This window comes from Wolbachia endosymbiont (group A) of Gymnosoma rotundatum, from assembly GCF_947250765.1.
In the GTDB taxonomy this organism is placed as follows: domain Bacteria; phylum Pseudomonadota; class Alphaproteobacteria; order Rickettsiales; family Anaplasmataceae; genus Wolbachia; species Wolbachia pipientis.
On the sequence record NZ_OX366347.1, the window covers coordinates 80,057 to 102,931 of the forward strand.

The 22,875-nt window shown below is 35.7% G+C and carries 21 protein-coding genes, 1 tRNA gene and 4 pseudogenes; 8 read left to right on the forward strand and 18 right to left on the reverse strand.

All coding sequences use genetic code 11. The features are described from left to right. The first annotated feature begins 68 nt into the window (after positions 1 to 68). Positions 69 to 806 (forward strand): tRNA pseudouridine(38-40) synthase TruA, encoded by a 738-nt coding sequence (truA, locus tag OOK97_RS00375; RefSeq protein ID WP_264705349.1) that lies wholly within the window; start codon positions 69 to 71, stop codon positions 804 to 806. 79 nt (positions 807 to 885) lie between these two features. On the opposite strand, the gene dnaN is transcribed toward truA, so the two are convergent. The 6 genes from dnaN to OOK97_RS00405 all read right to left on the reverse strand — a co-directional run bounded on the left by dnaN (position 886) and on the right by OOK97_RS00405 (position 4,965). Next, a complete protein-coding gene (dnaN, locus tag OOK97_RS00380) occupies positions 886 to 2,043 on the reverse strand; it encodes a DNA polymerase III subunit beta (RefSeq protein ID WP_264705350.1) in 1,158 nt (385 codons plus the stop codon). Positions 2,044 to 2,166: 123 nt separating this feature from the next. Further along, a complete protein-coding gene (locus tag OOK97_RS00385; protein ID WP_006279310.1) occupies positions 2,167 to 2,664 on the reverse strand; it encodes an invasion associated locus B family protein in 498 nt (165 codons plus the stop codon). Continuing rightward, positions 2,657 to 3,550 (reverse strand): RNA polymerase factor sigma-32, encoded by an 894-nt coding sequence (locus OOK97_RS00390; RefSeq protein ID WP_264705351.1) that lies wholly within the window; start codon positions 3,548 to 3,550, stop codon positions 2,657 to 2,659. Before OOK97_RS00390 ends, OOK97_RS00385 begins: the two co-directional genes overlap by 8 nt. A 138-nt stretch (positions 3,551 to 3,688) precedes the next feature. Then, a complete protein-coding gene (locus OOK97_RS00395) occupies positions 3,689 to 3,856 on the reverse strand; it encodes a hypothetical protein (protein WP_174515942.1) in 168 nt (55 codons plus the stop codon). A 12-nt stretch (positions 3,857 to 3,868) separates the two neighbouring features. Further along, positions 3,869 to 4,558 carry an acyloxyacyl hydrolase gene (locus tag OOK97_RS00400; RefSeq protein WP_182320883.1) on the reverse strand — a complete coding sequence of 230 codons (690 nt, stop codon included), beginning with the start codon at positions 4,556 to 4,558 and terminating at the stop codon, positions 3,869 to 3,871. A 197-nt stretch (positions 4,559 to 4,755) separates the two neighbouring features. Then, the gene (locus tag OOK97_RS00405; RefSeq protein WP_264705352.1) at positions 4,756 to 4,965 is read right to left on the reverse strand and encodes a hypothetical protein; all 210 of its coding nucleotides are present in this window, start codon (positions 4,963 to 4,965) and stop codon (positions 4,756 to 4,758) included. Positions 4,966 to 4,998: 33 nt separating this feature from the next. On the opposite strand from OOK97_RS00405, the pseudogene OOK97_RS00410 reads away from it, so the two are divergent. The 4 genes and pseudogenes from OOK97_RS00410 to OOK97_RS00440 all read left to right on the forward strand — a co-directional run. Beyond that, positions 4,999 to 5,355, forward strand: a pseudogene (locus tag OOK97_RS00410) (transposase); the annotation flags it as partial. 42 nt (positions 5,356 to 5,397) lie between these two features. Then, positions 5,398 to 6,050 (forward strand): annotated as a pseudogene (locus OOK97_RS00415) (IS630 family transposase); the annotation flags it as partial. A gap of 72 nt (positions 6,051 to 6,122) precedes the next feature. Continuing rightward, positions 6,123 to 7,199, forward strand: a pseudogene (locus OOK97_RS07545) (IS3 family transposase). 1 nt (position 7,200) lies between these two features. Then, positions 7,201 to 7,428 (forward strand): hypothetical protein, encoded by a 228-nt coding sequence (locus OOK97_RS00440; RefSeq protein WP_264705355.1) that lies wholly within the window; start codon positions 7,201 to 7,203, stop codon positions 7,426 to 7,428. 78 nt (positions 7,429 to 7,506) lie between these two features. On the opposite strand, the gene OOK97_RS00445 is transcribed toward OOK97_RS00440, so the two are convergent. Then, positions 7,507 to 8,814 (reverse strand): hypothetical protein, encoded by a 1,308-nt coding sequence (locus OOK97_RS00445; protein ID WP_264705356.1) that lies wholly within the window; start codon positions 8,812 to 8,814, stop codon positions 7,507 to 7,509. 146 nt (positions 8,815 to 8,960) lie between these two features. Here OOK97_RS00445 and OOK97_RS07550 point away from each other — a divergent pair. Next, positions 8,961 to 9,068, forward strand: a pseudogene (locus tag OOK97_RS07550) (WPE palindromic element domain-containing protein); the annotation flags it as partial. A 61-nt stretch (positions 9,069 to 9,129) separates the two neighbouring features. On the opposite strand, the gene OOK97_RS00455 reads toward OOK97_RS07550, so the two are convergent. Continuing rightward, positions 9,130 to 9,924, reverse strand: coding sequence for an NAD kinase (locus OOK97_RS00455; RefSeq protein ID WP_070356930.1), 795 nt, complete (start codon positions 9,922 to 9,924; stop codon positions 9,130 to 9,132). 38 nt (positions 9,925 to 9,962) lie between these two features. Beyond that, a complete protein-coding gene (gene rpmE / locus OOK97_RS00460) occupies positions 9,963 to 10,166 on the reverse strand; it encodes a 50S ribosomal protein L31 (RefSeq protein WP_007548602.1) in 204 nt (67 codons plus the stop codon). Between the two features lie 128 nt (positions 10,167 to 10,294). On the opposite strand from rpmE, the gene fabD reads away from it, so the two are divergent. Then, the gene (gene fabD / locus OOK97_RS00465) at positions 10,295 to 11,275 is read left to right on the forward strand and encodes an ACP S-malonyltransferase (RefSeq protein WP_182365784.1); all 981 of its coding nucleotides are present in this window, start codon (positions 10,295 to 10,297) and stop codon (positions 11,273 to 11,275) included. A 39-nt stretch (positions 11,276 to 11,314) separates the two neighbouring features. Here the strand turns inward: fabD and gpmI are convergent, their stop codons facing one another. The 9 genes from gpmI to OOK97_RS00510 form a co-directional block, all read right to left on the reverse strand. Beyond that, positions 11,315 to 12,835, reverse strand: a complete 1,521-nt coding sequence (gene gpmI / locus OOK97_RS00470) for a 2,3-bisphosphoglycerate-independent phosphoglycerate mutase (RefSeq protein ID WP_264705358.1) — start codon at positions 12,833 to 12,835, stop codon at positions 11,315 to 11,317. Between the two features lie 33 nt (positions 12,836 to 12,868). Continuing rightward, a tRNA-Asn gene (locus OOK97_RS00475) sits at positions 12,869 to 12,940 on the reverse strand. A 718-nt stretch (positions 12,941 to 13,658) separates the two neighbouring features. Beyond that, on the reverse strand, positions 13,659 to 14,615 hold the full coding sequence (locus OOK97_RS00480; RefSeq protein WP_253303449.1) for an IS5 family transposase: 957 nt from the start codon (positions 14,613 to 14,615) through the stop codon (positions 13,659 to 13,661). 329 nt (positions 14,616 to 14,944) lie between these two features. Further along, the gene (purH, locus tag OOK97_RS00485) at positions 14,945 to 16,456 is read right to left on the reverse strand and encodes a bifunctional phosphoribosylaminoimidazolecarboxamide formyltransferase/IMP cyclohydrolase (RefSeq protein WP_264705359.1); all 1,512 of its coding nucleotides are present in this window, start codon (positions 16,454 to 16,456) and stop codon (positions 14,945 to 14,947) included. 80 nt (positions 16,457 to 16,536) lie between these two features. Continuing rightward, positions 16,537 to 17,436: a methionyl-tRNA formyltransferase gene (gene fmt, locus OOK97_RS00490; RefSeq protein ID WP_264705360.1), complete on the reverse strand. Its 900-nt coding sequence runs from the start codon at positions 17,434 to 17,436 to the stop codon at positions 16,537 to 16,539. A 12-nt stretch (positions 17,437 to 17,448) separates the two neighbouring features. Then, on the reverse strand, positions 17,449 to 17,814 hold the full coding sequence (rplT, locus tag OOK97_RS00495; RefSeq protein WP_006279340.1) for a 50S ribosomal protein L20: 366 nt from the start codon (positions 17,812 to 17,814) through the stop codon (positions 17,449 to 17,451). A 20-nt stretch (positions 17,815 to 17,834) separates the two neighbouring features. Further along, the gene (gene rpmI, locus OOK97_RS00500; protein ID WP_007548610.1) at positions 17,835 to 18,041 is read right to left on the reverse strand and encodes a 50S ribosomal protein L35; all 207 of its coding nucleotides are present in this window, start codon (positions 18,039 to 18,041) and stop codon (positions 17,835 to 17,837) included. A 98-nt stretch (positions 18,042 to 18,139) separates the two neighbouring features. Continuing rightward, positions 18,140 to 18,583 carry a PAS domain-containing protein gene (locus OOK97_RS00505; protein WP_010962890.1) on the reverse strand — a complete coding sequence of 148 codons (444 nt, stop codon included), beginning with the start codon at positions 18,581 to 18,583 and terminating at the stop codon, positions 18,140 to 18,142. A gap of 315 nt (positions 18,584 to 18,898) precedes the next feature. Further along, positions 18,899 to 19,888, reverse strand: a complete 990-nt coding sequence (locus tag OOK97_RS00510; protein ID WP_264705362.1) for a hypothetical protein — start codon at positions 19,886 to 19,888, stop codon at positions 18,899 to 18,901. Positions 19,889 to 20,103: 215 nt separating this feature from the next. Between OOK97_RS00510 and alaS the strand changes: the two genes are divergently transcribed. Next, on the forward strand, positions 20,104 to 22,737 hold the full coding sequence (gene alaS / locus OOK97_RS00515) for an alanine--tRNA ligase (RefSeq protein WP_264705363.1): 2,634 nt from the start codon (positions 20,104 to 20,106) through the stop codon (positions 22,735 to 22,737). The last annotated feature ends 138 nt before the right edge of the window (positions 22,738 to 22,875 follow it).

Here is a 22,875-nt window from a genome sequence, read left to right on the forward strand (position 1 = left end):
TGTAGGCTTGACCATAAATTATGTTAAGATAGAAAATGACTATTTTAGATAGAGCTTGATGTAATGCAGTGCGGTACAAAATAACGGTAGAATATAATGGTAGTAGTTTCTCTGGTTGGCAAAAGCAGCAACACTCTGCTAACTCAATCCAGGAGAACATAGAAAATGCTATATTTAATTTTAGTGGTGAGAAAGTTACTTTGTACTGCGGTGGCAGGACTGATGCAGGGGTTCATGCTTTAGGACAAGTTGCTCATTTTGATATGGAAAAGGAATTTGAGCTTTATAGAATAAGGAATGCAATAAACTATCATTTAAAATCAATTCCTATAGTCGTGCTTAATGCAGAAGTTGTAGATGATGCGTTTCACGCACGGTTTTCAGCAAAAAAAAGATATTACGAATATAGAATAGTTAATCGCTATGCTCCTGCCGCTCTGGAGACGGGTTATGTATGGCAAGTGTTTAGCCCACTTGATGTAAATATTATGCGTGAAGCTGCTAAACATCTACTTGGAAAACATGACCTTTCAAGTTTCCGTTCAAAAGATTGTCAAGCCGCAAATCCGATAAGAACAATTGATGATATCGATATAATACAAAATGGGAATCATATACACATCAAAATATCTGCTATTTCCTTTTTACATAACCAAGTGAGGATTATTGTGGGTACTTTAGTTGAATTTGGAAAAAATAGAACCAATCCGCAAGAAATGCTAAATATATTAAACCAATGCAAAAGAAGTGCCGCTGGAGTTACTGCACCACCTTTTGGCTTATATTTGGTAAAGATAGATTACTAATTTAATAAAAGCTAGTGAAATAAGTGCCATACCGCCACGGTATCTCCAGATTCCGCTAACAAGCAGCAAGATGACGAGTTTAAGTTCTCATTGGCATTACTACATATAATGCACTTGAATCGTCTTCATCAGTGATAATTGTAGCACTATTACCATCGGCTAAGCTAAACTTACATTTATTTTTTATGCAGGATAGAACATCAAGTAAATAACGCGAGTTGAACCCTATTTCTATAGGGGCTTCATTGTAGTCCACTTCTATGGATTCAGTTGCATCACTGCACTCTTGGGAGTTTGAATGCAGAGTTAGCAGCTTTTCTTGTAGTGAGAATTTAATAGATTTTACTTTATCAGATACAACAACGGAAACTCGATCTATAACGTCTGAAAGTTTTTTACTTTCAATAATCATATGCTTATCTTGAGATGCTGGAATAACTGCTTTATAATTTGGAAAAGTTCCATCTATTAATTTTGATATTAGAATATATTCACCGCATGTAAACTTGATTTTTCTGTCTGAGACTTTTACTTTAATTTCATTATAATCGTCCAATATTTTTAACAGCTCCATAACAGTTTTACGTGGAATGATCACACCAAATTCGCCATTGATGTTCCCAGGCTTTGGCCTCTTTATACATGATAAACGATGGCCATCAGTTGCAACGCAGTACAGAAATTGCTCATCTGTATGTAGATATATTCCATTTAAATTATACCTTGTATCATCTAGTGATACAGCAAATTTTGTTTTAGTTAATAAGTCTATCAGGTCTGTATTTAGTAGAGTAAAATCATGTTTATAATTGTCTTCTTCAAGAGCAGGAAAGCTGCTTGAAACTACATTCGGTAAAGAAAAGTTTGCATTTCCGCAAGACATCAATAATTTTCCTTGGTTGTTTACTTCAAAATTGACATCCAAATCAGCGGGTAACTTCTTCACTATGTCATGTAAAGTATGCGCTGAAATTTTTACTTCTCCTTCTGTTAATACGGTTGCAGCAAGTGAGGCAAACATTGAAATGTCAAGATCAGTTGCCATTAATTTTATGCTGCCGTGTTGTGCTTTGATATTTATACACGCCAAAACATCTATTGCATTACGCCTTTCAACCACTCCACTTACTCTGGATAATGTATTTAAAAGACTTGTGCGGCTCACGCTAAAACGCATCTGCTCGCACACAGAATTTTGCTTTTTGATTTCTGTATCTACACCTGCAACCTCTGACATTGCTAACTCTCAAAAATATATTTTAAATGATATCCACATCCCATATAAAGTAAAGTGCTATTTATCGAAAGGGCAGTCTGTTTTATACTACAACTGGAAAATTACCTATTCTGTTACAATAATTTACTTTGTATGGCATAAATCATGCATTTTTTGATACGCTTTTTGAAAACCAAGTAGGGAATAAGTATCATCAATGGTCACTGTTTTTGTTTTTCCATTAACTACCATTGATAATCCCTGCTTCATTTTTAGAATGAGATCTTGATCTATTTTTGTATGCTCTGCCCACGCAAAACTTCCCTGTATTATGGGCAGTGTATATTTAATTTTTTTGTCGATATTGAGAGCTACAGGCTCCTTATCATACTGAAAACCAGAGGTAACGCTTACCTCATCTGCTTTTTTATCGACATAACTAACCATTACATACGGCTTGCGATTGGTTGTATAATATTCGCTTTTTTTTTTAGGATAGGATACAATATAACATACTTTCTCTCCATCTTCCAATGCAGTATACACGAGCCAATCTTTATATTTTTCCTTCAATTGTACATCACTAACCGATGCAAAAGCGCCTATCGAAAAAAATATTAGAAATATAAAAAAACTACGCATGCAAACCAAATTTCAAACTTTCAGATTGTATATATTGTTTTACCTTAGCCATCGCCTGCTCAGCCAACTGCCTTATTCTTTCTCTTGAAACACAATATTTTTTACTAAGTTCATCCAGAGTTTGAATGTTTTCAGACAAATATCTACTGATAAAAATGTCTCTTGCCCTTTCGTTGAGGCTCGCTAGTGCATTGTTTAAAATTGTTTCTTTTAATTCTTTTTCTTCATGATTCTGATAGGTTACTTCTTGACTAACCAAGTTACATGGGATCATATCTTGTAGCTCCCTTTTAGAGTCATCACCTATTTTTATGCAATCGTTTAGCGACTGATCCTTACAAGCCATACGGTAATTCATCTGCAGAACGTCTCCTTCGGATACAGAAAGCTCATTAGATATTGCTTTTATTTCTTCATTATTTAAGGTTTCCCTGTTTGTATACTGTAAAATTCTTTTTTTTATTTTACGTAAACTAAAAAACAATCTTCTTTGTGCTTGCGTTGTGCCTATTTTCACAAACGACCAAGATTTCAATATAAAGTCTTTTATTGAAGCTTCAATCCACCACACCGCATAAGTTGAAAAACGAAACCCTAAATCAGGATTAAACTTTTTCACTGCATGCATTAAACCCATATTTCCTTCCATGACCAGGTCCATCAACAATAGTCCATAATTTTTGAATTTCATTGCAATTTTCACTACCAAATTCAAATGGCTGGTAATCAATTTATGAGAAGAAGAAACATCCTTATATTGGTTCCAATTTTTTGCTAATCGTACCTCTTCCTCTTGAGACAGCATAGGAAATTTTTGCACCCTAGCAATATATTGCATGAGATTGGTTCTGCTATCGACACATAAGCTTGCCATTGGGGTCAACATAACAACTTAAATTAAAACTTCATGCATATAATATATTGATTTTCCAGCAAAAATTCAAGCTTTGATTTGAAAAAAGTACAAATTTTTCATCTAATTTCTTGGAGACAGTAGGCCGCAGTGTTAGCTAATTGGATAACATTATGTAACTTTAGATGATATTCTACCAGTACAATGGTAAACGTTACAGCTTAAACACATAGCAAATAGTGTTATTCCAGTGCCTTGACACTGGAATCCACATTTCTTTTTTCTAGATCCCAGTGTCATGCTACTTGGATGACAAGAAAAACCCCACTGGGATAACAAGACTGAGATAGACTAGAAATTAAACGCTACTCCAGCTTCTGCACCAACAGTGCTGTAAAGAACTTTGAGTTCCCCTTTGTCTTTGCCTGCAGCAGCATCTTTATCAAAATGAGCACCAAAAGAACCGAAATAACGAGCTCCAGCATAAAGTTTGACTTCCGGAGTTACATCATAACTAACACCAGCTTTTACTTGACCAGCAAAACCAAATTTACTTTTTTGATCATTCACAGCGTCTTTCAAAGGAGTGCTAATATACGCTGCACCAACACCAACACCAATATATGGAGTGATAGGCATATCTTCAATTGCTATATCGTAATAAACGTTAACTAGTCCTGAAATTGCTGTTAAACTGTCTGCAATAGTATCTGGCGTAAATTTTGCATCTGTAACATCATTTTTGTTTAGGTATGAATAAACTCCTTCAACATCAACCCTGATGTCGTCCATTTTGTAACCAAACGCACCACCACCAGCTATAAAAGACGCTTTTAATGGACTGTAATCACTATTGTCTTTCTTATAGGTAATACCATCAACTTTTGTGAAAAGAGGTAAAATTTCACCGTTGTATTGCAAACGAACGTAGTAGCTAGTTTCTTCATCACTTATTGGACCAACAGGATCTGAAAAAGCAGAGTTTGATAAACTTAGCAACGTTGCTAAAGCGGCTGCTGAAAAAAACTTTTTATAATGCATAATTGTCCTCGTAAAAAAAATTAAAATTCCACTTTAGCAGTCTAAGTAACAACTAAAGTTAAGTCAAGTGCTAACTTAATAACACAAAATATCCTACATTTTAACTAATTTTTAGGAGAAGACAAAGATTTTATTAATGAATAAATACGACTTTTTTACTCTTGATTTTTTGGTATAGCTAACATAGGTAAGATTTACTATCGAAAGACCTCGTCATTCCGCTGCTTGTTAGCGGATGAGATACCGCGAATGAATCCATAACTACACGAACATTGCAATTTGAGTCTACCAGGAGGGCAATGCCTCTTATTCAAGTACCCTCTTCTTGTCATCCCAGTGCGTGACACTGGGATGGCTTTGTTGCATCGCTCAAATGAAAAGAACTGGCAGTTACTGACAAAATTCATTATAAATAGCCATTTAACTGTTGAAGAAAAAATATGCCACAAAAAATGAGAGTCAGTAACTGCCATGAATATAACAAATTTCTCCAAGAAAGAGGAAGCATTTTTTGTTATATCAATGACGCCATAGAAAATTGGTACGAGAATTGTCCAAAAATGCAGGGCGGCAACTATATTTATAGTGATAAAGTTGTGATTTTGGTGCATATAATCGTCAGTTTCTTTAGAATTGGTTTAAGACAAACAGTCGGGTTTATAAAAGGGTATTTGCAACAAATAGGAAGAGATTTGGCAGTTATCAGCTATTCACAAGCATCAAGAAGGTTTAAGAAATTTAATATTAAGATAAATGATTGCAGAATTGATAAAAATATAGCTCTTTCCATAAAAGTCCGGATGTGATAGGATAAGGATAGATGATGATAAGGAGGTTGAATGCCAGCAGCATATAGTTATGATTTAAGAAAAAAAGCAATGGAAGCGCTAGACGAAGGAGAAAGCAGAGAAACAGTGGCAGCAAGATTTAAGATTGGACGAACTACTTTATGGGAGTGGCAGCAAAGAAGAAAAGAAACAGGAGACTTTCAATCAAAAAAACTTGGAAATGGGGGTTACAATCACAAAATTACCGACTGGGATACCTTTGCCAAATTTGCCAGAGAACACGGAGGAAAGACTCTATCGGAAATGGCTAAACTTTGGAACAACGTTAGTATCCAAACGATCTATCGAGCCCTTAAAAAAATTGGATTTACGCGCAAAAAAAGACATATGGATACAAGGAAAGAAACGAAGAAAAACGTGCTGAATTTTTGAAAATTATAGCGACAAAAGAACCTAAAAACTTAGTGTATATAGATGAGTCTGGCATTGATAACACCGAAGACTACCCCTACGGATATTGCCAGAAAGGACAGCGGTTTTATGCCTTAAAATCTGGAAAGAAAACTCAACGAATCAGTATGGTTGCAGCCTTAAGTGGAAGAAAGATAGTTGTTCCGTTAACCTTTGAAGGCCACTGTAATATGGATGTTTTTAATGGATGGTTTGAGCAATTTTTGACACCGATCTTGGAACCTGGACAGACTGACCTTACCCAGAAAAAGTGGAGAGAAAGAAAAGAGTTTTTTTGGGTAAAATAAAATTTTGGAGGATTAGAAATGGTAAGAGAATATACAGCAGAATTCAAATTGGAAGCTGTTAAACTGGCAAATGAACAAAGAAAGGCAGGTCAAACAATTACAAAAACAGCAAAGGATTTAGGAATAAAGGGTGGTTTATTAGGAAAATGGATAAAGAAACACAACGAAAAAAAGTCGGCAGCAGATGCATTTCCAGGTAGAGGTAACATGGCTCCTTACGACAAAGAGAGGTTTGATTTACAAAGCAAGAGTAACAAGGGAAAGAGACATTTAAAAAAAAGCCCTGGCCAGTCAAAAAGAGTAAAATATTTTTTTATATAGTAACTGCTATAAAGTACAGGAATTATGTAGGATTTTCTGCTAGTGGCTACTATAAGTGGACCACAAGAAAAATAAGCAGTAGAGAATCAGCAAATAAAGAGCTACTCGAAGCTATTCAAAAAATATATCAAGTTTCTAAATGTAGATATGGAGCTCCTAAAATTCATGCTGAATTGAAGGCTTTGGGTAAAAGTTGCAATTTGAAAACGGTGCAAAGTATTATGCAGAAAAATGACATCAGGGCTATACTGAAAAGAAAGTTTAAAATTAAAAAACAACAAACAGATAATAGAGCTGTAGCTCCCAATATACTAGATCAAAACTTTATTGTTGATCAACCAAATAAAGTATGGGATTACTTACATCAAAACCAAGGAGGGATGGCTATATTTGGCAGCAATAATTCTCACGTATGGTAGTTAATGAGTAGTGCAATAAATAAACAATTGGTTATGAACTCTTTATTAATGGCCATTAATAGGCGTAAACCTGTTAAAAATCTACTGCTGCACAGTGACCAAGGTTCACAATATACTGCGCAAGGGTATCAATATCTCTTAGCTGTAAAGAATATAGATGAGTAATAAAGGCTGTTGTTACGACAATTCTGTTGCAGAAAGCTTCTTTAGCTCATTGAAAAGAGAAATACTTATTGATACTTCACAACACTCTGCTCAACAAACTAGAACTGCAATATTTGAATACATAGAAATTTTTTATAACAAACAACGTCACTATTATAGCTTTTTTTACAATAATCCGAACAGACCGTAATATGCTACTGGCCTGCTATAGCCATAAACACATATCTTATCGCATTCGGACTATTATAAGAAAGGCTATAACTATTGCATTCCAGAACAATTTGATGCATCATTCTTTTTGTAAAAAACATTCCACACTTTCTCTCCACTTTTTCTGGGTAAGGTCAGTCAGCTACTTGGATGACAGGGGAGGTGCTACCCTGACAATCGTCATCCCGCTACGTGTTAGCGGGATCTAGAGATACCGCGAATGAATCGCGGTATGACGGTCTGCGGCGGTATGACGTAGGGCTGCACTAGCTATATCATGCATTTTATTAACCGACACTATAAACAACATCCTTACAATTATGAGATTGAACCACAACTTGCTCAAGCGTTAAGCTGCTGCGTTTAGCGTCTTTACCGTGGTTTTCCCCAAGAACATTTGTTCTTTCGTGTTTTATTTCTTCAATGAATTTCTTGTTAACGCTTTCAGGGTCAATCTTTTCCTGCGAATATATAAGATTAGTGCAATTTGTTTTTCTATAATAATGTATGCCAAAATCCACAATGAGTAATGCAAGTATACCAGAACCTATAAGTAATGATAATCCTATGTTATTAGTCAAAGGGTTTTGGTAAAATTTTTGTACACCATTAACACCATGTGTTGCAAGTAGCCCTAGAGGAAACGCTATATTTGCAGCAACTACACCAGTAAATAATGCAGTAAATATTGGTCTGTCGTTAATTACTGATTTTATTTTATTAGTTCTAGTAATTACTTTTTCGTCAATGTTAGTGAAGCCTTGTTTAGCTTCCCAAGCATTAAGTACAAAATTTGAATGAGTGCCATTGCTATATTCCAGTCTTACAGATTTTATAGCTTTATCTTTTGGCTGGTGCTCCAACACCTCATCTAAAATTCCATCCGCATTTTTTTCTTGAGTTTTATGCTCTGCAGTATCTCTAAATTGCCTTATTGCAAAAAGTATTGGACTAATTGCAAGCAACGCAGCAAGTGCAATGACTGGTATAGTGATATATTTTGGGCTGTTTGTAAAAAATGCAATAAATTTTGCTTTGTCTTGTAAATATACTAAAGCTGCGGATGTGCTGAGTATAATAGCAGTGGCAGTAAAAATTATAAAGCCCTTCTGCTGCATGGCATATTTTGCTCTTGGCAAGAATCTGTTTGTTTTCTTGCTTGGGCTGATTAAAGGAATTTCTGAATCCATTTCACCTGTACTATATTGTGTACTGAACTCTTCTTTTAGGTTTTCGAGAGTTTTATTAGAATCCCAAGGGTCACTAAATTCCGTTTCTTGTGAAGCTGATCTTCTCATTCCATAGCTTATTCCACTATCTAAACTATTTTTCAAAGCTGGATTTTTTGGCGGAACTGATGGTGCTTCATCATCATCATCTTCTACTGTCTGTCGATTTACAGTCGCATAATCAGGATCTTCATCTGATTCTTCATGTGACATTCCCTGCACACGTGGTACTACATTCAGTACACTTGAGATAGCATTTCCTGCTTCTTCAGGCGATGGTGGATCTTTTAGTGTTATCTTGCTATTGTCACCTGTTTGTTCGTAAGAAGTTAATTTTACTGTTGATTTTTCGACTGACCCATGCATATTCACTCCAAAGTTAATTACTATGCTGCATTGATTACGCTATAGTTATTAAGATGTAGTAAATACCAATTTACAGATAATGTATCTGTTTAGCAGAGTGGCAAAATAAGGTAGACGAGAAAAGACAACTATAGGAACAAATGGGTGTCATCCCAGTGCCCAGACACTGGGATCCAGAAAATTTGATTGTGTACTATACAACATTTTTGATCAAAAGCTGGATTCCAGTGTCAAGCACTGGAATGACATCACAGGGGCACTGGAATTTTTGTTTCAATATTTGTACATTAGCCATGTATCTGAACAGATACATTATTAGTATAGAAATTGTCTATCAAAGATCCTTTCATTCAGAGGGTAATCTTTGTCAAAAAGCAAAGTTATTGTGTTTTCGTGGTCTTTTTGTATTTTTATCTGTGATATATTATGAAACTCCTTGTAATCTGATACTACAAGTGCTGGACGGTTTTTTGTGTCGTTAATGTCAATTTGTACGATTGTATCGTTTGATATTAACGCTCCATTCCAATGCCTTGGATAATAGCTATTGATAGAGGTTAATGCAAGTAAATTTGAATTTAGCGGCAAGATTGGGCCACCGGCAGAGAAGTTGTATGCAGTGCTGCCTGTGGGAGTAGATAATATTACTCCATCCCCTCTAAATTTTTCTACTTTTAGCTTATCATTAATAGTAATATTCATTTCTACTATTTGGTTTGCTTTTCTAAAAACATATACTTCGTTTACTGCTATGTAATGATATCTCTTGCCACTTGTGTCTGTTGCTTCCATTTTTAGCAAAGTTAACTGAGTTGAAGTTGCATGCTCTATATGATCAATTAAATCTTCACTGCAGCTAAAGCATTTATTCATCAAAAACCCAACATTGCCAGTGTTTATCCCATACACATGCATGTTTTTATTTTCTATGACGTAATTGTGCAAAGTGCGTAGCATAAAGCCATCACCGCCAACAACTATCAATAGATCGATTTCGGACTTATTTTCTTCTGTTATATTGATAAAATTAAGTTTCTTTAATAGTTTAGATACTTCCTGCGATTTTGGTGATGGAGAAGCAACATAGCCTATATTTTTGTATTTATGCATGCTTCAGTAAACTCTCTAAAACTTAAAGAGGAGGAGAATTAGAAAATGCTTCCATATTTATCGTTAAACTTAGCTAATTTGCTAGTTTTACTTGCTAACCCGCTTGTCAAACTTCCAGTCCATGCAGGGTGAGTAAGAGGATCTCTATCAAGTTTTACCCTATCTCCCTCCTTTCCATAAGTGGAACGAGTTTCAAACTCTTGACCGTCTGTCATAACTATAATAATTTTATGATAATTCATTGTTGTTTATAAACTTTTAGTCAGTTAACATTCTAGTGAACTTAATTCACTAAGTCAATCATTATTCTAAAATATTGACAAAAAATAAATAAAATCTTATACTTAATAAGGAATAAGTAATAATTATCATGATTTTCGCTTTCCCTGGTCAGGGCTCTCAGTTTGTAGGAATGGGAAAGAGCTTATATAGTGAGTTTTCCGTTGCAAGACAAGTATTTAATGAAGTAGATAGCATATTGGGTAGAAAGCTGTCTCATTTAATCTTCAACGGTCCTATTGAAGAATTAACCATTACAGAAAACGCTCAGCCAGCTATAATGGCAGTATCAATTGCAATGCTACGTGTTATGGAGCATGTGTTTGGCAAATCTCTTTTCACTGATCACAATGTTAAATATGTTTGTGGGCATTCAGTTGGCGAATATACAGCGCTGTGTGCTGCAGGAGCGTTAACGCTTGAGTCTGCAATCAAGCTGCTGAAAGTTCGCAGCGAAGCAATGCATGAAGCTTCACTGAAATGTAAAGGCGGAATGGTTGCGTTGCTTGGAGCAGAGATAAATGAAGTGGAAGATATATTGAAATCAGTTCAAATTGACGGAATTTGTGAAATTGCAAACGATAACGGTGGCGGACAAGTGGTTATAAGTGGCACTAGAGAAGCTCTTGAAATGTTACCCGATTTATTCAAAAACTCGAGTGTGAGGAAACTAATTAAATTACAGGTTAGTGGGCCTTTTCATTCATCTCTTATGAAACCTGCTGATGAAAAAGTTTTGGAGTTTTTGAAGGGTATTAAAATAACCCGTCCTATAGTTCCTTTGATATCAAATGTTACAGCTAAAGAGGAGAGTGATCCCAAAGTTATAAAAACTTTACTCGCCAAGCAAGTTGTAAGCAGAGTGAAATGGAGAGAAATGGTTTTGTATATGTCAAGCCGTGGCATTAACAAATTTGTTGAAATTGGCCCTAATAAAGTTTTATCTAATTTGGTCAAAAGAATTGACCAATCTATCAGTACAAAAAATATAGATAGTATTGGTGATATTGACAGCTTCTTTAATGAATCATTAGTACTAACAGCGAAAAATTTAAAAGTTGGATTAAGTTAAAACACATCTATTTGATGTCATTCCGGTGCATAACGCTGCCTAGCTGGAATGACAGAGGGTAATGCAAGAAATCAACGAACTGCCTGTCATTTCGTTTGGTTTTTTAATTCCGAGTAGCTGTAAAATAGTAGGGGCAATGTCAGATAACCTTCCGTCTCTTAGTTTTAGATTATCGCAAGACACAATAAATGGCACTTTATTTAGAGTGTGTGCTGTATGAGGTGTATTATTTTCTTCATCGAACATACATTCCACGTTACCATGGTCTGCAGTAACAATTAATGCGGTGTTGCTTGACTTTTTAACAGCATTCAGCACTTTCGCAAGACAATCATCTACAGCTAGCACAGCTTTCTCGGCTGCTTTTATATTACCTGTATGCCCTACCATATCAGGATTAGCGTAATTTACAACTATCAGTGCGAATTCTTGGGAGTGAATTTTTTCTACAAGCTTTTCTGTGAGCTCGAAGGCTGACATTTCGGGCTGCAAATCGTAAGTTTGAACTTTTGGTGAGGGAATGAGTATTCTTTCTTCACCAGAGAAAGGTTCTTCTTTTCCACAATTGAAAAAGAAAGTCACATGAGCGTATTTCTCGGTTTCGGCGATACGTAATTGTCGTAATTTATTGTCTTCTATTGTTTGTCCTAGAGTATCAGCGAAAGAAGTAGGAGGAAAAATATAAGGAGTTTTGAGATCTTCTTTATACTTCATCATACTTAAAATTGAAGAGAATTTTGCTACCTTAGCGTAATCTGTTTTGCCAAGCAAAATACTTGCTAATTGTATCATTCGATCAGCACGAAAGTTAGCCAACAGCACTCCATCTTCTGGTTTTATACCTTGATAGTCACCTATTACTGCGGGCCTAATAAACTCATCAGTTATGTTATTTTGATAATTTTCATCAATCAACGATACTGCATTATCATGACAAGGTGCCTTTGCAAATGCGATAGCCTCATAAGCTTCGATTGTTCTCTTCCACCTGTTGTCACGGTCCATAGCATAGTAACGCCCAGAAACAGTAGCAATTCTTGTGTCATTTCCCTTTATACTCTTTGTAAATTCTTGAATGCATTTTTTTCCTGAATTTGGCAATGTGTCTCTGCCATCTAAAAATGCATGTATCACCACTTTTATTCCATGCTGTGATATTTTATTTGCTAAAGTTGAAATATGCTTTTGATGCGAATGAACACCACCATCGGACACCAATCCCATTATATGGCATACTCCGTTCTTACTTTTTAGATCATTAATAAAACTTTGTAGATTTACATTGTTTTCTATTGTTCCAATCTCTTGATTAATGCGCTGAAGGCTTTGCATTACTACTCTACCACTGCCAATATTCATATGGCCAACTTCTGAGTTACCTATTTGACCACCAGGTAACCCCACATCAGTTCCACAGGCGGATAAACTGCATTTTGGATAATTAGAGCTAATATATTGCCAACAGGGTGGATTTGCGTTGCTAATAGCATTGTATTTACTGTTTTCTACTCCATTTCCCCAGCCATCTAGTATACATAAAACGACTGATTTAATGCCCATATAAAATCAACACTAAAATTCAACAGAGAAGAGCTCCCCGGGCCGGATTCGAACCAGCGACCAATTGGTTAACAGCCAACTGCTCTACCACTGAGCTACCGAGGAATAAACCGTTTTTAATTTACCATGTTGAACGTTGGTTGTAAACGTTTTTTGTGTAGACTTTAAGTCCAACTGGTCACAGAAACGAAAAAACTTACTTGACAAACTCCGCCAGCCCCCTTATCATGAAACTGAAGCTATTGTATTTGCTTTCGCCAATCTGCAGATTAAAAGGTAAGGATTACTTAATGTATCGGCGTCTTATGTTCAATTTTTTGCAGTATATAGATACTGTATGTCTTTACAAAACTTCATCTACATCTAGATTTTTATCTAAATAAGCTGAACGCGCTTATAAAGCGTTACAAGACATCAAAAAATGCCAATACTCGACAGAGATAGTAAAAGACTAGCTAACTCGGGGATTCTTTGTCTTTTTTTCTGCTTGGTAAATTTCTTAAACATTTGCAGCATAGGTTAGTTGCAATTAAAAGCAGCTAAATCTTGCTTGTCAAGCGTTTAAAACATAAAAAACGCCAATATTTTAAAGCGGATAATAACCACGGGGCTTCTTTTGCCTTTTTTTTTATTTGGTAAATTTCTTAATGTTTATGGCTAAGCAACAGCCGTCATCCCGCTGCTTGTTAGCGGGATCTCTTGTTAGCGGCTGAGATACCGCGAATGAATCGCGGTATGACGTAGGACTGCTGTCATCCCAGTGCTTGACACTGGGATGGCTTTGTTGCATCGCTCTTCGGATAGTAGGTAACGTACAATAAATTCATGAAGCTATCTCAAACTTAGCCATGCCTATTTCAGTAAATTTGTTAAGCAAATAACACTTGAGTAGCAGTTCCTTCTCACGATTAATCTCAGATTTGCTCCTAAAACTAAACCCAAATATTCGCTTCAACCTTGAGAAAAATCCTTCAATATACGATCTTTTTCCGTAATTTACTTCTTCTTTCCATCTTTTTATACCATTCTCACCATGTAATTTCATTAACTGAATAGCGGCATTTCTATCAAGCATATAATCCAATTTTGGATGCTCTGCTGCGTTGTTTTTCGGAGGAATTTTCGTTTTTATACCATATTGATTACACAGCTTATAGAGCTTTTCTCTGTCATATGCCCTATCTGCATATAGTACTTTTATGACATACTGAAAATCGACTTCTTTTAGCAAATCACAAGCTCCATAGTGATCAGAGTAGACACCGTTACTGTATTTTACAGCTATGGCTTTTTTGCTGTTTGTATTCAACATTACATGCAATTTTCTTGTCTGTTCATAGCTGCGATACTTTCTATCTTCGCTATTTTCTTTGCTATGACCAGGAGTGTTGTTGTATATACTAATTCCTGTACTGTCTATAGTAATTTCGATATCTTCCATATTATTTTTATCAATTCTGCAATCATTGATCTTAATATTGAGTTTCTTAAACCTTCTTGATGATTGTGAATAGCTGATAACTTGCAAATTTTTCCCAATTTGCTCAAGGTATCCTGCTATAAACCCAACTGTTTGCCTCAGGCCTATTCTAAATAAACAAGTTATTATGTGCACCAAAATTACAACTTTATCGCTATAAATATTGTTGCCACCTGGTATTTTTGGACCATTCTCGTACCACTTTTCTATGGCTTCGTTGATATAATGAAAAATATTTCCTCTTTTTTCTAGAAATTTGTTATATTCGCTATGGTTACTGACCCTCATTTTTTGTGGCATATTTTTTCTTTCAAGGTTAAATGGCTATTTTATAATGAATTTTGTCAGTAGCCACCAGATTTTTTCAGTTGCTATGCAACAAAGCCCACTGGGATCCAGGAATTTTGTTAAGTTGGTAAGCATAAAAGTAGCCGTTTTATGTTAAAATACAACGTTTTGATGATTATGAAAAAGCTGGATCCCAGTGTCAAGCACTGGGATGACAGCATAGGGGGCTACTTGGCTGACAACCGTCATCCCGCTACGTGTTAGCGGGATCTATGTTGAGAGATACCGCGAATGAATCGCGGTATGACGGTTTGTGGCGGTATGACGATAAGACACAAAGCCTAATGGAAAAAACTGCGAACGCCAGTGAAAAACATAGCAATTTTATTTTCATTTGCAGCTTTTATCACATCTTGATCTTTCAGCGAGCCGCCGGGCTGAATTATAGCTGTAATCCCATGTTTTGCGCTTTCTACTATGCTATCTGGAAATGGGAAAAATGCATCTGAAGCAAGCACCGCACCTTTACATTTTTCACCTGCTTTTTTCACTGCAATGTTAACACTATCTATTCTGCTTGTTTGTCCTGCACCGATGCCAATAGCACAACCATCTTTTGCTATAACTATTGCGTTGGATTTCACATGCTTACATATTTTCCAGGCAAAAATAAGATCTTTTTTTTCTTTTTCTGTTGTAGTGCATTCTGTTACTTGTTCTGCTTTTATCTTGTGATCATTATTTTCTTGCACCAAAAACCCGCCAACAACGTTTTTAATTTGGTATTTCACATTTTGTTGGAAAGATTTATGAATAATCACTCTTAAATTTTTCTTTCTTTGTAAAATTTTTAGCGCCTCATTGTTTACTGATGGTGCTATCACAACTTCCAAAAATATCTCGTTTAATTTTTCTGCTAGCCTTAAATCTATCTCCCGATTTAAGGCAACTATACCACCAAAACTGCTTACTTCATCACACGATAGGGCCTTTTCATATGCCTCCAAAGCATTATCACCAACAGCAGCGCCACACGGGTTATTGTGCTTTATTATCACTGCTGCAGGCTCTTCGAATTCAGAAGTTATGTTAAGTGCGGACTCTATATCTACTATATTATTATAACTCAACTCTTTTCCATGTATTTTTTCCAGCGGATATTTGGTGAATTGATTGCTATAAAATGCAGCTTTTTGATGAGGGTTTTCACCATACCTTAATTCTTGTGCTTTATGCCCATATAGTGCGAAAAACTCTGGCAACTCATTATTTTTACTCTGGGATAAAAACCAACTGTGAATATTAGAATCGTAGTGTGCAGTGAGAGCAAATGCTTTGGTTGCTAAATATTTTCTATATTCCAATGTTGTTTCATTGTTATTTTTTATCATCTCAGCTTTTAGTGCTTCGTAGTCTTGAATGCTAGAAATAACTGAAGTAAAACGAAAGTTTTTTGCTGCAGCTCTAATTAACGCCACTCCGCCGATATCTATTTGTTCTATAATTTGCTCTTCATTTGAGCCGCTACTTACTGTCTCCCAAAATGGGTATAGGTTAGTTATAAGCAGGTCTATTGGCTCAATACCTAGATTTTGTATTTCCGTTTTGTGTTTTTCTCTATTGCAAAGTATTCCTCCATGAATTTTAGGGTGTAAAGTTTTTACTCTACCACCCAGTATCTCTGGAAATTGTGTGTAATCTGAGACCTCTTGTGTTTTTATTCCTGCACTAGATAGCGTTTTATAAGTATTTCCCGTTGAAAGAATTTCTATTTGTTGCTGCATTAAAAACGATGCAAGATCAATTATATTCGTTTTATCGTATAATGATATTAAAGCTCTTTTTATTTTCATTTTTATATGGAAAGTTTTTTAAAATTATATCTAAGAAAAGGAAATTTAGCTATTACATTTCTACACTAATTTAAAGCAGTCTATTCTATAAATTTTTTTACCATGCTTGATTTCAAGCCACGAATAAAATCTTCAATACTGCAAGGATTTCTCCCTTCCATTTGTACAACTTTAGGAATTAAAGTGCCACCTTTTAAACTTATGTGCATATTATCGTTAACAATCTTACCTTGTTCTGAAGCGAGAGCTTCAAAGTCAGCATCAAGTATCCTGATACGTTTATTTTCTATCTTAATGAATGCTTTTGGGTAAAACGCTTTAACCTTTCTATAAGCAACTTCACAGGCATCACTTGCATAAATTTTATAGTCTTCCACTTTGTCAGCGTAACATGCATTGTTATCGTTCTGTTTTAAGGGAAGCTGTTTTTCAATTTCGTTTAGCACTTTCAGCAGTAAATCACTGCCTAGCTTAGATAATTTATCATGCAATGTCTTGTAATTATCGTTCTTTTCGATAAGAAATTTTTCCTGTTTTAAAATAGGGCCGGAATCTAATCCTTCATCCAATTGCATAATGCTAACCCCGGTTTCTTGATCTCCTGCTAAAATTGTGTGCTGTATCGGGGCTGCACCACGCCACCTTGGTAGTAATGAAGGATGAATATTAATACAACCATATTTTGGAATATTCAAAACTTCTCTTGGAAGTATCAATCCATACGCGGCAACAACCGCAACGTCTGGCTTGAAATTTCTAAATTTTTCTTGCTCTGCCGAGAACTTTAGAGAGATAGGAGTACATACCTCTATGTTACTTTCTTCAGCGATAACATGTACTGGAGATTTCATTGGCTTCTGTCCACGCCCCGAAGGTTTTGGAGCCTTGGTGTATACTGCCACCACTTCGCTCTTTGATTTCAGTAACAAGCTCAGAGAATTAACAGCAAATCCTGGTGATCCCATGAAAATAATTCTCATGGTGTTTTTGCTTTAAGAATTCTCCGCTAATTTACCACTTACAGTTTCTACTAATTTGGCAAAATCATCCTTATAATTAACTGCCATCTCAGCAAGAATTTTTCTATTTAAATCAATGCCGGCAAGTGTAAGACCATGCATAAACCTACCATAAGTAAGCCCATGCTCTCTTGCTGCTGCATTAATACGTATTATCCATAAGCTACGGAAATCACGTTTACGGGTTCTTCTGTCTCTGTAAGCATATTGCAGTGCTTTTTCAACTCTTTGTAATGCAATTCTATAACAGCTTTTTGCACGTCCTCTATAACCCTTTGCCAGTTTCAATATTTTTTTATGACGAGCGTGAGTAGTGACTCCACGTTTTACCCGAGCCATTTTATTTTACCTCCATTTTGTTAAATACCGTAAGGCATATGAAGCTTAACTATACGCGAGTCAGATTTACCAAGAATCGTTGTACCGCGCTGATTACGAATATTAGATTTACTTCTCTTTACCATGCCATGCCTTTTGCCTGACTGAGTAGAAATAACTTTACCCTTAGCTGTAAGGTGAAAGCGCTTTTTCACAGAAGATTTGGTTTTTAATTTTATTTTCTTCATATTCCAAATAAATTTACAAGCACTACTATTGAGTTCTTTAATAGTAATTAAGCATTAGTATAAATAATTTTATTAAAGAATCAAATTAAAATTGTATATTAAAGGAGTTTAAAAGTAATTACGCCCAATATGTGTGTTATACCTTCTTTATTCCCAAGTGGCAACAATACTTGCCTCATTTTAACACTTTCACTTTCTTCCTCTTCATTGATCGGGCATTTACTCTCTATTACAGTATCAAGTTTATCAATAACTGCATCTATTTTATATAGTCGCAAAAATGGTGCATCAATTGCATACTTATTATCAATGCGCGTCTTTTTCTCAAAACCATAGAATTCAACAGCCTTTTCTCCTGCATTTTCACAAATATAACCTTGATCCTTGACTTCAATGACAAAACAATGCTGCCATGATTCCATTATTTCTGCAGTGTCTATTTCATGCCTTTCTGGCCAATCTCTGTCTGATCCTTTTATGTCATTCCAGTGTTGAGTCACCACATTTGCTATTCTTTTTTCTTTGCCTACATAAATTTCCATTCCAATTTCCACATATAAAACACAGATATGAGGTAAATTTATCGTGAATATATTGATTTTTTCTTACCACAAGGTGCATGTCACTAGAAGTTCTCGTACCAATTCCTACTTATAGAACAAACAATATGGGAAACAAGATTATACAGGTAAATATAGCTAGTTGAGGTTTATTAACACCAAAATTATTAAATGAAAAAGCTGTGGATTTAGTAAAGGAAATATTAAAACAGGATATACAATTCTATTGATTTATTCAAGAATCCTGTATGTGAATTTTGGGGATGTTTTTTAAACATCCCCTAGTTTGGACAAGCGCTAATACTTAGCGATAGTTTGAGAAGATAGATGTGTTACTGATGTGGCATTGCTTACTTTGCTGGGCAAAGATTCTTTTTCCTTTCTTTTCGGTGTAGCTTTGGAATGCTCAAGTTGAGTTTGCTCAGAAAGATTTCCTGTCTCACCATTGCTTTTCTGTACTTTTTTAACGTAGCTACCTTCCCTATTTTTTCTGTACCATAAATATCCTAATCCTACACAAGCTACTACTAGCACTCCCACCAATATACCACAAACAGTCCCTATTGCTAATATTTTTAGTCCTCCATTTATTTCCGGTAATTTAGGCCCTTCTACATCTGTACTATTAAATATAGGACGTTCTAATACTTCTTTTGGCTTGTTACCAAAATGGAAAACATTCCTTATATTTTCAGTCGTAATTCCATTACTAGCATTTGATCTCGTTATTTCCTCTATTACGTCGTTAATCTCTTTGGTGGTTGCTTTGCGTGATGCAAAATCAAATAATTCTGGCTCTTGTTTTTTTAAAGGAGCTGATTCTATAGTTACATATTCGCCACCTTCTTGCACCTCATGGTCAACTCCTTCAGTAGTGGATTCTTCCTTTTTTATATTGGATAATAAAAATTTACCTAAAGATGGAACAACTGAATGCAAGAACTCCTTTCCGTTATAGGTACCAGGCTTAACTTTTTTTACTTCACTAAGTATACTGGACCATACTTTATCGCTTGATTCAAACCGTCCAAGTATTGTGTAATTTGCTGCAAAAATTATTTGATCATTGGGATTGCCAAGTATTATAAAACTTTTAATACGGCCTTTATTACTTCCTTCAACTTCCCAAGTTATATCAGGGCTGGATATAGAAGAGCGGCGAATTTTTACTCCGTTGCTTGCAATCGAATGATAAAATAGATCAAACCTTTCATCCCATGCCCTTTTATCCCATGCCCAATTATCCCATGGCCGTCTTATATAATCTGGTAATGACTTTCTCATCATCTTACCTCCTAATTAATTAACAAAAATATTGCTTGAATTAACAAATATTTCTCCATGTTAGTGAATAAATTACTTTAGGCTACAGCTTTTTGTTAAAATTTTTATGTAAGCGCTACTTTTATTATACTGAATAATGTATATATTAATATTTGGATCGATAAATTGATTTTATTTCCATTGCAGCTTATTATTCATAAATACTCTCAATAAAAACGATGAAGCTAAACGAAATCAGAGAAAGATTTATAAAATTTTTTGTAAGTAATGACCACGAGCAGGTTTCTTCTTCTCCTTTGATTCCAGAACATGACCCAACGCTCATGTTCACAAATGCTGGTATGGTGCAGTTTAAAAATATTTTTACTGGCGCTCAAAAAACTGAAATGAAACGTGCTGTCTCAAGTCAAAAGTGCCTAAGAGCAGGCGGTAAACACAATGATCTGGAAAATGTTGGCTATACAACTCGGCATCACACATTTTTTGAAATGCTCGGAAATTTTAGCTTCGGTGATTACTTTAAGGAAACTGCGATAGAATTTGCGTGGGAATTTATCACTAAAGAGTTATCTCTTGATAAAAACAGACTATCCATAACCGTCTACCATACTGATGATGAGGCGTACGAGATTTGGCGTAAGATAAGTGGCTTTTCAAGTGATAAAATCATAAGAATTACAACGGATGATAACTTTTGGAGTATGGGAAGCACTGGTCCGTGTGGTCCATGTTCTGAAATTTTTTATGACCATGGGAGTCCTAATTTACAAGAGGGCGATAGAATTGTTGAAATCTGGAATCTGGTATTCATGGAGTTTAACAAAGATGAAGAAGGTAATTTACACAAATTGCCAAAAAAATGCATCGATACTGGAATGGGCCTTGAAAGAATAGCGGCTGTTATGCAAAACGTCCATGATAACTATGATATTGATCTATTTTCTGCTCTGATAAGTAAATCACAAGAGTACTGTGGAAGAACGGAAAATAAAATAGCGCATAAGATCATAGCAGATCATCTTCGCGCGGCTGCATTTCTCATCGCAGAAGGAGTGCTTCCTGGAAATGAGGGCAGGAATTACGTATTACGCAGATTAATTAGGAGAGCCACACGTTATATTCACCTGCTTGGATATAATGATTCCCTACTCCATCGTATTTTTCCAGTGTTGATAGATAGCACGAGTTCGGCTTATATGGGAGCTGAATTAGTCAGAGCTAAAAGCTTAATAGAAACGACGTTAAAATCAGAGGAAGAAAACTTTAAAGACACTTTGATGAAAGGTATCAATCTCCTGGAGAAATTCACTACAGATTTAAAATCGGGCGATACTTTGCCTGGAGAATCAGCGTTTAAGCTATATGACACCTACGGATTTCCTTTGGATATTACACTTGATATTTTAAAAGAGAAAAAAATAAATTTTGACCAGAAGGGTTTTGATGATGCAATGGGAGAACAAAAAGAGAGAGCACGTGCTAAATGGGCTGGATCTGGTGAAAAATCTGTTGAGCAAGTATGGTTTGATTTGATCAATAAATTTGGCAAAACAAAATTTGTTGGTTATGAGTTCAATGAAGTAAGTGATGCGAAAATACTAGCTATAGTTTCCTCTAAAAATGAAGTAATTGATTCTGCAAAGGAGGGAGAAAAGATAACCATTATACTTGATAAAACACCTTTTTATGGCGAGTCAGGTGGACAAGTGGGAGATACTGGCAGTCTGATCAAATCTGATAGAAGTATTATTATAGTCGAGAATACCAATAAGGTTAATGACCTATATTTGCACAGATGCATAGTTAAGTTCGGTTCAATTTGTAAAGGTAACACAGTTGCAGCAAGCATTGACAAGGAAAGAAGGCAAACCTTAAGAAGAAATCATTCAGCTACACATCTTCTGCACTTTACACTCAGAAAAATTCTAGGTGATCATGTCACTCAAAAAGGTTCCCTAGTTGCACCAGATAGACTGAGATTCGACTTCAGCCATAACACTCAAATGACTCAAGATCAGTTGTTTTGGGTAGAGGATATGGTAAACTCTCTAATCAGAGAAAATCTTTCCGCATCTACAAAAATTCAAAGCATGAATCAGGCAATAGACGAAGGAGCTATGGCGTTATTCGGCGAAAAATATAGCGATCAAGTAAGAGTAGTGAAGATTGGAGATTCAAGGGAACTGTGTGGTGGCACGCACGTTGAACATACTGGAGAAATCGGTTTATTTAAGATAGTAACAGAGAGTTCTGTTGCTTTTGGAGTGAGGAGAATTGAAGCTTTAACTGGTCAGGAAGCAATCAATTATGTACGTGATAATGAAATTAACTTAAAAAAAGTTGCAGAATTCGTAAAAGCGCCAGTGAGTGAAATAACAAGCAGATTAAGTATTTTAAGTCAAGAACACAAAAAATCCGAAACCAAAATAAAAAACCTATATAAAAAGCTTGTGAGTGCAGAGAATATAAAAAGCACCGAAATAAATGGAATAAATTTTATAAGCCACACTTTCACTGATATTCCAGCAAATGTAATAAGAGAGTTTGTTTTGCAGCAACAAAAACCAAAAACGGTAATAGCTTTTACGGCAACAGAAAAAGATAAAACAGTCTTGATTATTAAAGTAAGTAAAGACTTAATCAATAAGATTAGCGCAAAAGAACTAATATCCATAGCAGTTAAAAAGAACTGTGGTGGGAATGCTGAACTTGCACAAACAGGCTGTGATAGCAAGAAAATAGATGATGCCATTACAGCCATTTATAGCAAAATAACAGCTTCTAAGCACTCTACGTCATACCACCACGAACCGTCATACCGCCGCGGCGCTAACAAGCAGCGGGATACTTAACCATCGTCTACACCGTCATACCGCGATTCATTCGCGGTATCTCTTAGCCGCTAACAAGAGATCCCGCTAACAAGCAGCGGGATGACGAATTACTATGCCGCCGCGAACCGTCATACCGTTGCAAACCGTCATACCGCG